Source organism: Bradyrhizobium sp. CW1, from assembly GCF_023100665.1.
In the GTDB taxonomy this organism is placed as follows: domain Bacteria; phylum Pseudomonadota; class Alphaproteobacteria; order Rhizobiales; family Xanthobacteraceae; genus Bradyrhizobium; species Bradyrhizobium canariense_D.
In genome coordinates, this window is record NZ_CP064684.1 from 6748193 (window position 1) to 6763896 (window position 15704).

Annotated in this window: 9 protein-coding genes and 1 pseudogene; 2 read left to right on the forward strand and 8 right to left on the reverse strand. The window is 57.6% G+C overall.

Annotation, left to right across the window (positions count from 1 at the left end; translation table 11 throughout):
* Positions 1–159: 159 nt before the first annotated feature.
* From IVB54_RS32520 to IVB54_RS32530, 3 genes are all read right to left on the reverse strand, one after another.
* Positions 160–1791, reverse strand: a complete 1632-nt coding sequence (locus IVB54_RS32520; RefSeq protein WP_247776676.1) for an amidohydrolase — start codon at positions 1789–1791, stop codon at positions 160–162.
* 26 nt (positions 1792–1817) lie between these two features.
* The gene (locus IVB54_RS32525) at positions 1818–2804 is read right to left on the reverse strand and encodes a GTP-binding protein (protein ID WP_247776677.1); all 987 of its coding nucleotides are present in this window, start codon (positions 2802–2804) and stop codon (positions 1818–1820) included.
* A 1081-nt stretch (positions 2805–3885) separates the two neighbouring features.
* Positions 3886–6465 (reverse strand): FAD-dependent oxidoreductase, encoded by a 2580-nt coding sequence (locus IVB54_RS32530; RefSeq protein WP_256465312.1) that lies wholly within the window; start codon positions 6463–6465, stop codon positions 3886–3888.
* Between the two features lie 134 nt (positions 6466–6599).
* On the opposite strand from IVB54_RS32530, the gene IVB54_RS32535 reads away from it, so the two are divergent.
* Complete coding sequence (locus IVB54_RS32535; RefSeq protein ID WP_247776678.1) at positions 6600–7160, forward strand: cupin domain-containing protein; 561 nt, start codon at positions 6600–6602, stop codon at positions 7158–7160.
* Positions 7161–7694: 534 nt separating this feature from the next.
* Here the strand turns inward: IVB54_RS32535 and IVB54_RS32540 are convergent.
* The 5 genes and pseudogenes from IVB54_RS32540 to IVB54_RS32560 all read right to left on the reverse strand — a co-directional run bounded on the left by IVB54_RS32540 (position 7695) and on the right by IVB54_RS32560 (position 14145).
* Entirely contained in the window at positions 7695–7928 is a 234-nt protein-coding gene (locus tag IVB54_RS32540; protein WP_247776679.1) for a hypothetical protein, read from the reverse strand.
* Positions 7929–8253: 325 nt separating this feature from the next.
* Complete coding sequence (locus IVB54_RS32545; RefSeq protein WP_247776680.1) at positions 8254–9339, reverse strand: IS5 family transposase; 1086 nt, start codon at positions 9337–9339, stop codon at positions 8254–8256.
* Positions 9340–9632: 293 nt separating this feature from the next.
* Positions 9633–11138, reverse strand: coding sequence for an AMP-binding protein (locus IVB54_RS32550; protein ID WP_247776681.1), 1506 nt, complete (start codon positions 11136–11138; stop codon positions 9633–9635).
* 566 nt (positions 11139–11704) lie between these two features.
* Positions 11705–12906, reverse strand: a pseudogene (locus IVB54_RS32555) (acetyl-CoA C-acyltransferase).
* A 69-nt stretch (positions 12907–12975) separates the two neighbouring features.
* Positions 12976–14145: a 3-hydroxyacyl-CoA dehydrogenase gene (locus tag IVB54_RS32560; protein ID WP_247776682.1), complete on the reverse strand. Its 1170-nt coding sequence runs from the start codon at positions 14143–14145 to the stop codon at positions 12976–12978.
* Here IVB54_RS32560 and IVB54_RS32565 point away from each other — a divergent pair.
* Positions 14144–15700 carry an ISL3 family transposase gene (locus IVB54_RS32565; protein WP_247776683.1) on the forward strand — a complete coding sequence of 519 codons (1557 nt, stop codon included), beginning with the start codon at positions 14144–14146 and terminating at the stop codon, positions 15698–15700. The genes IVB54_RS32560 and IVB54_RS32565 overlap by 2 nt on opposite strands.
* Positions 15701–15704: the final 4 nt, after the last annotated feature.

Here is a 15704-nt window from a genome sequence, read left to right on the forward strand (position 1 = left end):
GAACGACAGGGACGACTGTGTCGTCTCGACAAATGGCGGAAAGCTATTAGTTGGCGCCGCGCCACCCGAGTGCCCTGATCGACCACGTCCCCTGCCCACGGGGATATTCTCGGTCTCGCAGCTGCGCTCTGTGCAACCAAGGAAGAAGCGGCCCGTTCATCAGACACTCTCCAAATCTTCAGTGTCAAGTCCGCCGACGACTGTCCCGAGAATTGGGATTTGGAGAATTCGGCCTGGTTCGCATGCGACTGGGTCCTGCCCGAGAACAACGAAATCGGCGTATTTTCCGACGGTAATGCTCCCGATCTTGTCTTCCATCCGCAAATGGTATGCCGCGTCAATCGTGATCGCTTTTAGCGCACTTTCCATAGGGACCCGCTGCTCAGGACCCAGTATCGCGCCCTTCATCGTACTTCGGTTAACCGCGACGTTCAGACAGACAAGGGCATCTGGCCATGTCATTGGGGAATCGCAGTGATAGGAAACTCGCATGCCCTTTCTTGAGGCTGAGCCTGAGGGGACGAAGCGAGCCGCACGCTCTTCACCAAGCAGGTAATCACGGATCGCCTCGCCCCAATGATGCAGGTAAGGCAGAAAGTACGAGCAGACGACATTGAGTTGGATGGCGCGGTCGATCTGATCCTCGCGCATCATCCCGCAATGCTCGATGCGAAGCGGACCTGAGACGTTCTTAGGCCCGACCTTGTCGATCACCTTCTCGTAGACATTCAGGACCATGTCGATCGCACGATCGCCGTGGGCATGAATTGCCACCTGCCAGCCCTCGCTCGCATATTTGAGGACCAATTCGTGCAGCTTGTCTTCTGAATAGTTCGCATGCCCCGTGCTGTTCTCGGGCAATCCCATCCCCTTAACAGTCATTTTATTGTTGAGGTATGGCTTGGTGGTCCACACATTTCCCAACAGGACGGAGCCGTCCGCCCATAGCTTGACGCCAATCATGCGGAAATCGTCGTCGCCAAAATTCAGAGGGACTGATGCATCATCCTTAGGAGATTCGTATCCAATAATACGAAGTGGGTTTGGCCGCGATTTTACTGCGGCCTGGAGCATTCTGGCGTTACCAGGGCTGATCCCGATCTCTGACGTTGTGGTATACCCTGCTCTCACGAACTTCTGCACCCACTCCTCGAAGCTACGCTTCTTCCGCTCCTCGCCACAAATTGCGAAAAACTGATCCATCACTCGCCAGGCTGCCGTTTCCTCAAACTTCCAAGGAAGACCATCTGCGGCCTTGAAGAAGTTTCCATCGGGCGGAGGAGCGTAATCAGCATCGATATCAAAGGCGGCAAGTGCTTTCGTGTTTATGTATATTCCGTGAATGTTGGAGGTTCCGACTAGGATGGCGTTGTTCGGAGCTATGTCGTCGAGGAGTTCGCGCGATGGCTCTTCCATTCCCTCGTGCAATTGCGGATCAAGTCCGAGGAACCAGATGATCTCACCGGGCTTGGCTTTCGCTACACGACGGCGCATCTTTGCAACCACCGCGGAGAAGCTCGGTTCGTGAACAGCTCGAATATCCACGACTGGCTCCCCCCACAGCATCCCACTCGACATGGGATGACTATGCGCCTCAACGAATCCGGGCAGCATCGCGTTGCCCTTCAGATCTGTTCTCTCAGTGCCCACACCGCAGAACAGTTCGACATCCTTCTTGGAACCGACCACGAGAATCCTACCTCCTCGGACTGCAACAGCCTCAACGATAGGATTCGAAGGATCCATGGTGCGGATTGGACCACCAAAAAACATGCGGTCGGCTGACTTCATCTAGGCACCCCAGTTCGACGTACTCTCTATTGGCAAATCATTGGACCCTTCGGGCCCCGCGGTCGCGCGATCGGTACGAAACTACGCGCCCCAGGACAGAGCTTGAGGGCCGCAGCAATCGCACGTCTGTCGAGTTCTCCCCGGCGTGCGATCAGGACGATCCGACTGATCTCGGGACCGTCTGCTGTTTCCACTTCGACGGAAGAGCGCTTTCCCACAAGCTGAAAGAGTGCTCGTAGCGGATGCTCTCCATTGACCATCAGACTTAGAACGCCCTTGCCGCGAAGTATTTGGGAGGGAAGCTCGTCACAGAACCGTTTGAAAGCTGCTGCGTTGACGGGAGATTGCCAAAAGAACGAGGCGCTTTCATACAGATCGGAGTGGTTGTCCTCCGGGGCTGCTCGTTGTCGACTGCGCTTTGGTTCCTCTGGCGGACCAAATAGAATGGCAGTCGGAATTTCGGCCCGCAGAACCTCCAACAGCTTCATGCTCCGTTGAGCCGCCTGAAGGGTCTGCCGCACCTCGACGCGGACCGCCTCTGAGACCAAATCGGTCTTATTCAGGAAGACCAGATCGGACATAGCGGCTTGATCGATTGCAAGCTCCGCGCTTCGAAAGTCGAGATCGAGCAGGTTGGACGTATCGATTAAACAGAACAGCCCGTCGACATAAAATAGCTCCCTAACCGGATCGCTATCGAAGATCTTCAATATGCCTGCAGGGTGCGATACGCCACTGCACTCGAGTGCCACGCGCGTAAACTTGTTCGGCAGTCGGCTGAGCGAGACCAAGCCAGCCGCCAGATCGTCCTGGATGGAGCAGCAAACGCAACCATTGCTGAGCTCGATCCGATTTTGCGTCTCGACCTTGATCAAGTCCTGATCGATGTTAACAGCCCCGAAGTCGTTCACCAAAACAGCGAGGCGATCATCTCCCGGGTTGTGCAGGAGATGATTTATGAGGGTGGTTTTCCCCGCACCGAGAAATCCGGAGATAATTGTCGCTGGAACCATCGCAGCACGCGCCTTATCCAATGAGACACAAGCCCGGGGCGCTCTTCCGTGGGCAGCCTGACGTTGAGGTCCAGCTTGCACGCTCGGCCACGCCACATGCCGACACTGCCGAGGAAGAAGCAACAAAATGACCGAATGAAACGGAGCGCTCAAGGGCGAGCTGCCGTCCGATTTGGGCTCGCTGGGAGTAGACCTCGAAGGAAACAGTGGCTCGCGCAATGAGTGTGAAGTTGATTTTTTAGCGACAGCTGCGGACGTGGCATGAAAGCGGCAGCCATTCGCGGCAAAGCCGAACACAGATGATCCTGCGACCTGCTGCGCGCAATTGCCTCTGCCAGCGACTGTCAAAAAAAATCCTCTAGAAGTTATGCTGATGACGCTACATGGGCTAGATTTTTTGTCAACGTGAACTTTATCTGTCCTTTTTCATAAGTGCCGCGATCATGCCCCACCGAAGCGATTGCAATACTTCCGCCGGGGATGGCCGGCACCTGAGTTGATGACGATTACCTAAAGCCCGGTCGCCCATCTAAAGCAGGGTCCAATGATGCGAAGACACGCAATCTCCGGTTTTACTATCATCATCCGTGGCTTTTCCGGCTATGCGCTAATTCTAAATCGCGCACAGAAGATGGCAGCCCCGCGATACTAGCTTAGGTCGCTGTAGATCGTCTTTCGATGCACTCGGGAATGAACCGCAATTTGTGATCTCACGGCGGGACAATGATCTCGTAATTGCGCCCTGTGAAACTTGTCCTCGTGTGGCGTAGTGCGCGAGCCGGCTGACAGCAAATTTCTGCTGCCCGCAGGGCGCCGATGGACAGCCTTCGCCAGGTTAACGTATGGTGTGTACTAAGAAGCGACAGGAGCATCCATCTTATTCCCGCGGGAGCAACCGATCGCCATCGGCGCCACTTAGAATCGTGGTGAGTGCGCCGGTAGTGCGGCCCTTAAAGTTCACATCGCCAGTTAATAGGTCCTTCTCAGCCGATTCGAGCTTCTTGCTCTTGCATCGGTTCGATGTCCGCGGTGACTAGCGAATGATGAATGTAACCTCATCGATCATGAGGAGTGAGCTACGTTAGAAGGCCGAAGCCGATACGAGAGCGCCTTCCCGGGCCGCCTTTACCCGGCTGTTGCCGGGATCGTAGAAGGGACGGAAAGATGCACGCGCAGGCACGCGCACACCCGCAACTTCAACTTCGAATTTCGCGCTTTCAAGGAAGGAGTTATCAACACTGCCATTTAGGCTGTCGATGTAACCCAGGCCGAGGCACGTTCCTATCGTGTGCCCAAACATGCCCGATGTGATGCGGCCGACAAGCTTTCCATCGCACCAAATCGGCTCGTTGTGATAAAGCAATGCCGTGGCATCTTTGAGGGCGACGTGGATCATCTTTTTCTTTGGCCCGGCTTCTCTCTGGCGCTGCAGGGCATCGCGCCCGATGAATCCTTGTGGCTTCGACCAAGCCACAGCAAACCCGAGCCCCGCTTCCAATGGAGTATCTTCGTCTGTGATGTCATGCCCCCAGTGGCGATAACCCTTTTCCATTCGGAGAGAGTTCATCGCATGATAGCCGGCTAAGCGCATGTCAAACGCACTTCCAGCTTCCCAGAGACAATCGTACACACCCTGAACGAACTCAGTAGGAATGTACAGTTCCCATCCTAGCTCGCCGACATAGGTAATACGGCTTGCCCTGACTTTGGCGTAGCCCATATCGATGATCCGCGACGTTGCGAACGGAAATTCTGAGTTCGAGAGTTCCGCATCCGTTAGCTTACCCAAGAGATCTCTCGACTTCGGACCCATGACACCCAGCACGCTATAGGAAGAGCTTACGTCTATGGCGAAAGCCCGAGCGCCGTGGGGAATATGGCGCGTCAGCCAGGCGAAGTCTTTGACTTGCGTGGCCGCTGCGGTCACGATGAGGAACTTATTCATACCTTCACGAGTGATTGTTAGATCGGCCTCGATGCCGCCTCGGTCGTTGAGCCATTGCGTGTAGACTATACGACCGACCGGGACCGAAATGTTGTTGGCGCATATTCGGTTGAGAACACATTCGGCGTCATCCCCCTCAAGTATGAATTTCGCGAACGATGATTGGTCAAACAAGCCAACGCTTTCTCGCACCGCGCGGTGTTCTGTGGCGGAAAATTCGAACCAGTTCTGACGACCGTAGCTATATTCGTACTTTGCCTCGGGCGCCGTCGGTGCGAACCAGTTCGGTCGCTCCCAACCGGCTATCTCTCCAAAACAAGCTCCCCGCGCCAGCAGACGGTCGTGCAAAGCTGAGCGGCGAACGCCCCTCGCTGTATCAGGCTGACGAAACGGCCAGTGCATCGCGTACAGCAAGCCGAGGGTTTCAACGGTCCGATCTTTTAGGTATAGTCGATTTGATTGGAACGGCATGACTCGCCGGACATCGACATCCCAAAGGTCCATCGGCGGATGGCCGTCAACAATCCAGTCAGCCAGGACCTTTCCTGCCCCACCTGCGGACCTAATACCGATAGAGTTGAATCCCGCCGCAACGAACAGATTTCGAACTTCAGGCGCTTCTCCCAGCATGTACCGGTCGTCTGGCGTGAAGCTTTCAGGGCCATTGAAAAACAACTGAATGCCCGCTTTTGCCAGTATCGGCACGCGGCGAATTGCCCGCTCAAGCAACGGCTCAATGTGCTCGAGGTCGTCCGGTAGCGCGTCGAATTCGAAGTTCTCGGGGATTCCATGCATACCCCATGGCTTTGCGACCGGTTCGAACCAACCAACCAACAGCTTGCCGGCATCTTCTTTGAAGTACGTGCAGGCGTCGGCGTCACGCAGTACCGGCAGGTGCTTGTGGATTTCTGGGACCGGTTCCGTGACGATGTAAAAATGCTCGGCAGCATGAAGCGGCACATTGGCGCCGACCTTGGCGCTAAGTTCCCGCGCCCACATCCCCGCACAATTCACAACGAATTCCGCGGCGATCTCATCGCTTTTTGTTCGCACGCCAGTCGCACGGCCGCTCCGGATGAGAATGTCAGTTACGGCTGTGTTTTCGAAGATCTTCGCACCGCGAACTCGCGCCCCTTTGGCAAGCGCTTGCGTCGTATCCACCGGATTGGTTTGCCCATCCTTGGGCAGATGCACCGCACCAACGAGATCCTCGGTCGCCATCAAAGGCCAAAGATCTCCTGCCTGATTGGCAGATAGGATGTTGACTTCCAATCCAAAGCATCGGGCCATCGAAGCGCCACGCCGGAGTTCTTCAAAGCGCTCTTGGTTATTTGCGATTGCGAGCGATCCAATCTGTCGATACCCGGTGTTTTGGCCGGTCTCGCGTTCGAGCTCAGCGTAAAGCTCTGTTGAATACTGGGCCAATCGCGTCAGATTGTGAGTTGCACCGAGTTGGCCGACAAGGCCGGCCGCGTGCCATGTAGTTCCGGACGTAAGCCGCTTCCGTTCCAGCACGAGGACGTCTGTCCAACCTCGAAGAGTCAGATGGTAGGCTAAACTGCAGCCCATGATGCCGCCGCCGATGATGACGACTTGAGCTGAGGTTGGAATTTCAGTCACTACGCGATCCCCGATGTTCGTGAAATTATTGCATAGTTTTTCACATCTGTGAATATAACTTCCGATTATGAACGCTTTTTTTTGAAGTTGTGCCATCTATCGATCTATAGAGAAGGCGCGGCGCGCGGTGTGCCTGGATTTCCTTCGGTTGGCGAAAGAATCGAACGTTCATGGCTATAAGATCGATACGAGCGGCGGATGAATGGGCGGCGTCGCAGCCAGGATCTACTATGGATGCAGAGGCCGCCGTGGGCGGGCAGATCCGCGAACTTCGTAAAATAAAGAAATTGACCCTCACCCAACTTGCGCAAGCCGCAGGAATCTCGGTCGGCTATCTGAGCCAGATCGAAAGAAACCAGTCGAAGCTACCTATCGGGATTTTGAAGAAGCTTAGCGATGTTCTCGGCGTGCACATAAATTGGTTCTTCAACGGAAACATGCAGGCTAGCTCCGAGGAACGGGATGTCATCGTTCGTAAGGCGCACCGGCGACGGCTCACATTCACTGGATTGGGCATCGTTGAAGAGCTTTTATCTCCAAATCTCGCCGGACCTCTCGAGTTGCTTTTGAGCACGATCGAGCCCGGCGCCGATAGCGGCGCTTACAGCCATGACGGCAATGAGGCAGGCATTCTGATCGCGGGCCAATTGGACTTATGGGTCGACGGAAAGCGCTTCCGACTTGAGGAGGGTGATAGCTTTTCGTTCAACAGTACCTCACAACATCGCTGCGCCAACCCTGGACAGATCCCCGCAAAAGTCGTTTGGGTGATTACTCCGCCGCATTATTGACTGCATGAGTGTGGGTCACTACTCCAGCTATCGATCTATCTCAACTCGCCGTCTTCACCGAACGGTGCGGGCGAGCCGCTTGGAATACCACTGGTCGGCGACGAGCTGGCGCTTCTGCATACGCCTGACTGTTCCGGAAGTATTACAGCCCCTTACGCAGTTTGACCTTGCCGCGCTGTGGATTGTCTGGGCAGCAACATTTCTCCGCGAGCTCGCCACGAACGCCGCCGTCTGACTTGGCCGTTGATAACTCGCCGCAGACATAGGCCGGGCTGGAGCTGTGATTGTGCTTGCATCGCAGGCGTAGCTGTCGAACGACTGCGCCGAGTTTTGAGGCAGACAGTCGTGATTTCGTGATTTTCAGGGTGCCGCAGTTTCTTGGTCGTGCTCACGTTGGACTGGGCCCAGGCGGAGCCTGCGCCACGAAGCTAAGCGCGCTGGCACCGACGAGACCTAGGCGGGCACGTCGGTCTCGGCTTCCTCTAAGAAGCCGGCCAGCTTCGGCAGCTTTGGCGTAACCATCCGGCGAGCCTTTCAACTACCCACAATTCCAGCGGCTGCGATTTCGGCGCCGAGTTCGATGTCTGTGAGTCCCGAGAGGCCGCGCCAGATGACAACATTTCCAGGCGACGGATCGCCGGCCCTGGCCAGGTAGCCACCCAATCGAGCAAGTTTGGTGAGATAAAATGCAAGGCTTCCAGGGCGATATCGTCGATCGCTGGCACCACTGATGAGTCGATCGAGCAATGCGATCTCGGTGTCCGTCACGCGAGCTTCGGTGACGCGTCTGGGGTGATGCGATTTTGCAGGTGAGCCAGAGGAGGCGCGCCAACCGAGAATGCAGAAGACCGCCATTAGATTGGCAAGTCGCTCCGGCGTCCGGAGTTTTGAGGCTTCCACCTTGCAGCTGATTTCAGTATCTTCTGAAACACCTCGATTTTCCCCGCATGGCGTACCAGTTGATCTTCTAGCAGTCTGCTGAAGAACTCTGAAATGGAGGGTTTTCGTGTTCTCGCCGGCGGTTGTTGGAGCGGCGCGGTGGAGTTGGACGTAATTTTTGGCCTGTTGTTGGGTGCACCCTGACGCGGGGTGGCTAAGCGGCAAGCAGTTTGGGAATGCGGATCAGGTTATAGGCGATCAGATTGAGCAGGAAGTCGGCGGCGACGCGGGCGATGCCACGATGTTTGGTCTTGCGCATGGTGCCATGCTGCTTGCCCCATCCGAAAATGCACTCGACCATCGCCGGGCGCGATTGCGACATGCCATACCCCGGATGCCGCGTGGTTCGTTCGTCGATGGCGCTGTTGCGGTTCTTGCCGGTTTTGGTGACGGCCTGGTTCTGCGTCACATGCGGCGTCACGCCGATGGCGCGAAGATTGGCGGCATGATCGGCGGTATCGTACGCCTTGTCCTCACCGGCTGTGATGCGGCGGCCTGCGGCTTTGCGTCTCGCCTTCAGCATGACCTCCGAAGCCCGGCGTTCGGCGGTGCCATTGGCATGCGTGACCCTGCCGGCCATCGCCAGCCCATGCCGGTTCTCCATGGTGGCGTGGCCCATATAGCAAAGCTTGGCCTCACGTCCGGCCGCCTTGCGATAAAGCCTGCTGTCCGGGTCGCTGATACTCACATGGGTGTCGTTCTTGCGCTTCTGGCCGTGGAAGTTGGCGCCATCGTCATCGTCGCCGCTGCCGTCCTTGGAGCGAAAACTCTTCTGCGAAGCCCAGGCTTCGATCAGCGTTCCGTCCACCGAAAAATGCTCGTCCGACAATAGCGATTTGACCTGAGAATGGTTCAGAAGCCTGGTCATGAACTTCGTGAACACATCGCCGTTCTGCAGCCGCTCCCGGTTCTTGGTGAAGGTGGTCGGGTCCCACACGGGATCGTCCGGCGACAGTCCCACGAACCAGCGATGCAAAAGATTATAGTCCAGTTGCTCCATCAACTGGCGTTCCGAGCGGATGCCGTAGAACACCTGCAGCAGCAAGGCGCTCAGCAATTGCTCCGGAGGGATCGAAGGACGTCCCTTGCTGGCGTAGAGCCTCCCAAGGCTGCGGTTCAAATCACTCAAAACATCCCGGACCAGTTCCCGGACCTTCCGCAGCGGATGGTTTGCTGGCACGCATTTATCCGGCGCAATGTACGAAACCGGGCCGCCCTGATCCGTAAACCTGCCGCGCATGATCGCCTCCGCCGATTCGAGATGATAAAGTGAATCATCAAGCCCCCTCCGTGGCGAGGGGGTTCTTCAGCAGACTGCTAGATCGCTTCTGAGCGACTGCGGAGGGCTAGGTCCGTGATGAGCTTGCACTCACTTGTCAATTAACGAATCTCGTCGTCAGAGAGCGCGTCGATGCGGTCGCCACGGCTGACCGCGCCCGGCAATGCGCCCTTTCCTAGCCCAGTCCTTTCAAAGTTCTGCGGAGTCAGACAAACAACTGCTATCCACGTGGAAGATGGTGGCTGCCACAGCCGTTACTCGGACGATAGGATCTTTCCCGGTTGGATCTCGACCGCCTTCGCTCGGGAGATCCGCTCCTCGCGAAGCTGTGTTCGGCGCACCTTTCCCGCCTCGTCGCGCAGCGGCTTGTCGATAAATTCTACGGAGCGCGGGAGTTTATAGGGTACCAGCCGCTCGGCCAAATGCGCCAGGAGCGCCTCGGCGGACAGGCCAGCGCGCGCCTGGACGATAGCGTGGATGGACGAGCCCATATCTTCATCCGGCAGACCGACCACGGCGCACGAGATCGCCAAGGGATGCTCCTCTATTGAGGCCTCGACTTCGGCTGGATAGACGTTCGACCCGCCCACCAGAATCATGTCGGTGCGCCGGTCGGCGAGATAGAGATAGCCGTCTTCGTCGAAGTGACCTATGTCGCCGACGCTCTCCCACCCGCCGGGCAGCGCACGCGCGGTGGCGCCGCGGTAGGCGTAGGTGCGCGTTGCCCCATCGACTTCGCGCAAATATATTTCGCCTGTCTCTCCGGGCGGCAGCGTGTTTCCGTCAGCGTCAACGACCTTGATTTCACCCCAGGCCACGCGGCCAACGGAACCCCGATGCTCTAGCCATTCGCTGCCAGTAATGATCGTGCCTGCCTGGTTCTCGCTCGCGCCATAGAGCTCCAATATGACGTCAGGCCCAAGCCAATTGATGAAGGCCTCCTTCAGCCAAGGCGGACAGGGCGCGGCGAAGTGCCAAAGCGTCTTCAGCGACGAGAGATCGTAGCGGGCCCGCACCTCATCCGGCAGCCGCCATATGCGGCTCATCATGGTGGGCACCAAATAGACCCATGTCGCCCTTCGCCGCTCTATTTCAGCTAGCAAGCCCTCCGGGTCGAAGCGCGGCATCAGCACGATTTGAACGTCGCAAGCTAGTGCGTCCTTGGCGAAGATGAACGGCCCACTATGATAAAGCGGCCCAGGTATCAAAACCGTATCGCCCCGGCCAAACCGAGAGAAGCCCGGTCCACTGGGTTCAGCGGGCGTCAGACCAGGTTTTCCGGAGAGCACCAGCTTAGGTCGCCCGGTAGATCCCCCCGACGCTATAGCCACCGAGACAGGAGCAGCGCGCGACTTCAGCGGACTCTCATCCTCAGACAGCTTGAGCAGGTCCTGCACGGTGACGCGCCGGCGATCGGTTTCCATGCCTGGCAAGGCGATTACCACCGACGGCTCAGCGAGCTCGACTATGGCCTGCAGCTCAGCCCGCGGCAGTCGAAAGGAAACGGGCTGCGGAGTCGCGCCCAATTTCCAGACACCCCAGCAAGCCTCAATGAACTCGACGCTGTTCGGTAGTCCGATCGTAACCAAATCGCCAAACTGGACACCGAGCCCTTCTAAGGCACGCGCGATGCGCCTCGCGCGGGCCTCAAGCTGACCCCAAGTAATTGTGGTCTCGCCGCAACTCACCGCTGGTCTATCCGGCGTCATTTGGGCAGAGCGAGACAATTTCTCGCCCAACGGAATCAACTCTTCAGCCATCTTCCCTCATCGACGCTCTTCATCCCTGCCCCAGTTTGGACGTGAATCATCTGCCTACCACTACACCCAAGCCTCCAGAAGTATGGCTTTTCGTTTGCGCGCAAAGGCGGCATATTTGGCAGTCGTGACGCATCGATCGGCCAAAATATCTGCTCTCGCAATCAATCCACGATGTAGTGAATGCAGTTTGGCTTGCAGCCTCTGGCGGGCTGCCGGATTGGCGCCAACCAGCCCAAAGTTGCGAGCCGCTCGCTTAAACCTTCGCCCCTATTTGAACTTCCTCATACATAAGCTCCTGCCTCGGACGGACGCGAAGCTCCGAGCAAATTGGCGATGCGGCCTCGCGGCGAGCTGCCGCACTTGCAGGTCATCGGCCCATAGTTGTAAGTCCCGGGACCAAGTGAGGCCTTGCCGAAGAAGGCCGAACCAAGAGAGATACTGGCAGCGCTTCGATACAGCCTTCCAAAAGCACCCGCGGCCAGAGGAGCCGGCTCTGGGACGAGGGAGGCTTGGTCTGCCTGGGGGGACGCTGCCGGAGGACCAACCGGGTGATCGTCTCGATAGCTTTAGATCTCAAAAAGACCCGCTGCGCCCATGCCGCCGCCGACGCACATCGTGACTACACCAAGCTTCGCGCCACGGCGCTTCCCTTCGTACAGGGCGTGCGCAACGCAGCGTGCGCCCGTCATGCCATAGGGGTGGCCGATCGCGATCGAGCCACCTGAGACGTTCAGCTTCTCGTACGGGATACCGAGCCTATCCCTGCAATACAGCACCTGAGACGCGAAAGCCTCGTTTAGCTCCCAGATGTCAATGTCCTCGATCTTGAGCCCGTGGCGGTTTAAGAGCTTCGGGATTGCAAAGACCGGACCAATGCCCATTTCCTCAGGACGACAACCCGCTACGGCCATACCACGATAGCCGCCCAGCACTTGTAGACCACGCTTCTCGGCTTCCTTGCGTTCCATCATCAGGACGGCGGCCGAGCCGTCAGAGAGCTGGCTGGCGTTGCCGGCTGTGACAAATTTGCCTTCCTTCAAGTAGCGCCCCCTTTGAAAGCGGGCTGAAGCTTCTTGAGGTCATCCAGCGTGGTTTGCGGACGATTGCCCTCATCAGCGGAAATGGTAATTTTCTTGTCCGTGGTCTGGCCTGTTTCTTTGTCGACCACCACTTTCATGGTGGTAGTGACCGGGACGATCTCGTGAGCGAACCGTCCTTCTGCTTGCGCCCGTGCAGTGCGTTGCTGTGAGTGGTGGGCGTACTCATCCTGAGCCTCACGGCTGATACCATAGCGCTCGGCAACGAGTTCGGCAGTTTCGATCATGGACATCCAAATTTCAGGGATGCGCTCCTCTAGCCAGGGGTCAACAGTCATAAAGCGGTTCGACTTCTCGTTTTGCACCAGGCTAATCGACTCTACGCCCGCTCCGATCGCGATCGAGGCACCGTCGTTTACGATGTACTTGGCGGCCGCGGCTACAGCCATAAGCCCCGAGCTGCACTGCCGGTCAACAGTCATGCCCGACACCGTAGCCGGCAGACCAGCACGCAGCGCGGCCTGACGAGCGACGTTATAGCCTGTAGTGCCCTGCGGCAATGCCGTGCCCATGACGACATCGTCGACCTCGCCGGGATCGATACCAGCCTGAACCACAGCTGCGCGTATCGACTCTGCGGCTAGAGTTGCACCATAGGTGTTGTTGAACGCGCCCCGGTAGGCTTTGCCAATAGGGGTTCGTTTCGCGGCGACAATAACGGCTTCACGCATGGAAAGAGTCGTCCTTTCGGTTGATCCGCTCATCCAGCTCTCGTCAGGATGAACCGAGTTCTAACTAGGCTAGCTCACGCGTTGATCGAAGCTGGCGAACGTCTTGCCGTCGGCAACCAGCTTTTCCAGCAAGCGCGCCGGCTTGAAGTCATGGCCCATGGAGAGCTGCAGCTCTTTCATCTTTCCGAGGACCTTACCTAGTCCGATTTGATCAGCGTAATACATCGGCCCGCCGCGGTAGACCGGCCAGCCGTAACCGTTGACCCAAACCACATCGATGTCGGAAGCCCGAAGGGCCTTGCCCTCCTCCAGGATTTTCGCACCTTCATTGATCATTGGATAAAGGCAGCGCTCGAGGATCTCCCCATCAGAGATGCTGCGAGGAATCTTGCCGGTTTTGGCGATGAAGTCGCGAATAATCTTTTCTGTGATTGGCGAGGGTTTGGCGTTGCGGTTATCGTCGTAGTCATAGTAGCCGGCGCCAGACTTCTGGCCCAAACGACCCATCTCGCACAGGAGTTCACGCAAGGTAGATCCTGTTGATTCCTCCCTCACCCAACCGAGATCTAATCCAGACAGATCGGCCATGCGGAAGGAGCCCATTGGAAAGCCGAACTCGTACAGCACCCGATCCACGTCCCAGGGACTCGCTCCCTCTAGAACCAGTTTCTTGGCTTCGCGTTCACGTGACGTCAATATGCGGTTGCCGATGAAGCCGTGGCAGACCTCCGCCAGCACCGCAATCTTGCCGATCCTCTTGGCCAAGTTCATCGATGTCGCGATAACATCCTTCGCCGTCTTATCACCGCGGATTACCTCGAGCAGCTTCATCACGTTGGCCGGGGAAAAGAAGTGCAGTCCGATCACGTCCTCCGGTCGGGTCGTCGCCGCAGCGATCTCGTCGACGTTCAACTCCGACGTATTCGTGGCCAGGATCGCGCCGGACTTGCAGATGCCGTCTAGCTTGGTGAACACCTGCCTTTTGATGTCCACGCGCTCGAACACCGCCTCGATGATTAGGTCGCAGTTAGCGAACTCTTCCATCGAGAGCGAGCCGCTCAGAAGATCCATCCGCTGGTTCACCTGTTCGAGCGTCAAGCCGCCGCGCGCGGCCGTTTGTGTTTCGGCATGGAATAAGGACCCCGTTTTCGGGGTGATCGGCATCCAATCGGGGGTCTGACTCATTTCCGATGAAGTTTGCGGGGCGACTGTGGTTCTCAAACGGAGAATCAGCGCCATGCGGACGGGCTTTCAAATCTCATCGCTAGTACCGAGTGGTTTGGTGTTTGATGGTGTAAGTGACTCAATGGATTCGGTTATTCTGGCTGTTCGGTCAGAGGCTGCGGAGGCCCAATGCCCTTTGTGCGCGACAGCATCGCGCCGAATCCATAGCCGATACATCCGGCACGTGGCTGATTTGCCGTCAGCGGGCAGAAGGGTGCGCCTCCGATTGCTCACGCGGCGCTTCACATGTGAGGTGCCGCATTGCCGCCGGCGGATCTTCGCGGAGCGGTTTGGAGAAGACATCGTCCTGCTTCGACGGCGCCGGACGGCACGGCTGGAATACATCGTCCATCACTTGGGGTTGGCGCTCGGCGGCCGGCCGGCGGCAAGCTTCGCCAAGCGGCTCATGCTGCCCGTCAGCAACGATACCTTGCTGCGGGTGGTCCGCCGGCGGACGGCGATGCCGACAGATCCATTGCTTGTTGTGGGCATCGATGACTGGGCGTTCCGGAGAAATCATCGATACGGGACGATCGTGTGCGATTTGGAGCGCCGGCGGATCGTTACCCTGCTGCCCGACAGGGAAACTGCGACCGTTCGGGCGTGGCTATCGAAGCACCCAGCGATCAACATTGTGTCGCGAGATCGCGGTGGTGGATACGGCGAGGCAGCAGCCAAGGCGCTGCCGAACGCCATCCAAGTCGCCGACCGCTGGCATCTGATGGAAAATGCGAGCGCGGCCTTCCTTGATGCGGTGCGCCGCTCCATGAACAGAATCCGAACCGCAATTGGAGCGACGACGATCAACCCGGAATTGCTGACCTGTGCGGAAAAGCTGCGCTATCAGGGCTATTTGCGGCGGCAGGACAGCCATGCCGTAATTACGGCTCTCGTCAGCGACGGTGTGTCGCTCAAGGAGATCGTCCGCCGCACAGGACATAGTCGCAATCTGGTTCGCCAAATTAGCCGCGGCGGCGGTACGGATATGTTCCGCACCCGTCAAAGCACCCTGGACGGGCATCTGCCGTTCCTGGACGCGCAGTGGTCAGTCGGCTGTCGCAACGGTGCCGAGCTCTGGCGCCGCTTGAAGGGACAAGGCTTCAAGGGATCGCTGCGCGTCGTGGCAGAATGGGCGACGCGACGGCGACGTGCCGAGACTATCAGCCATCAACAATTGCAGAAGGTCCCCGCCGCCAGGACGATAGCGCAGCTGATGACGACGAAGCGCGACCACCTAACCAAAGCCGAGACCGTCACGCTTGCGGTCATCGAACAAAACGTTCCTATGCTGGCCGATGCCCAAGCTCTCATTGGCCGCTTCCACGCGATGATCCGAAAGAAGGCCGAGATGGAGCTCGAACCTTGGATTGATGACTCCAAGCGGAGCCTCATTGCCTCGTTCGCGAATGGCATTGCCAACGATAAGGGCGCGGTGCACGCGGCTATCACGCAACCATGGTCCAATGGCCAAGTGGAAGCTCAGATCACCAAGCTCAAGCTGGTCAAACGGCAAATGTACGGGCGCGCTAAGCTCGATCTCCTTCAGGCTAGGCTGATTGGCGCGCCATAAAAAC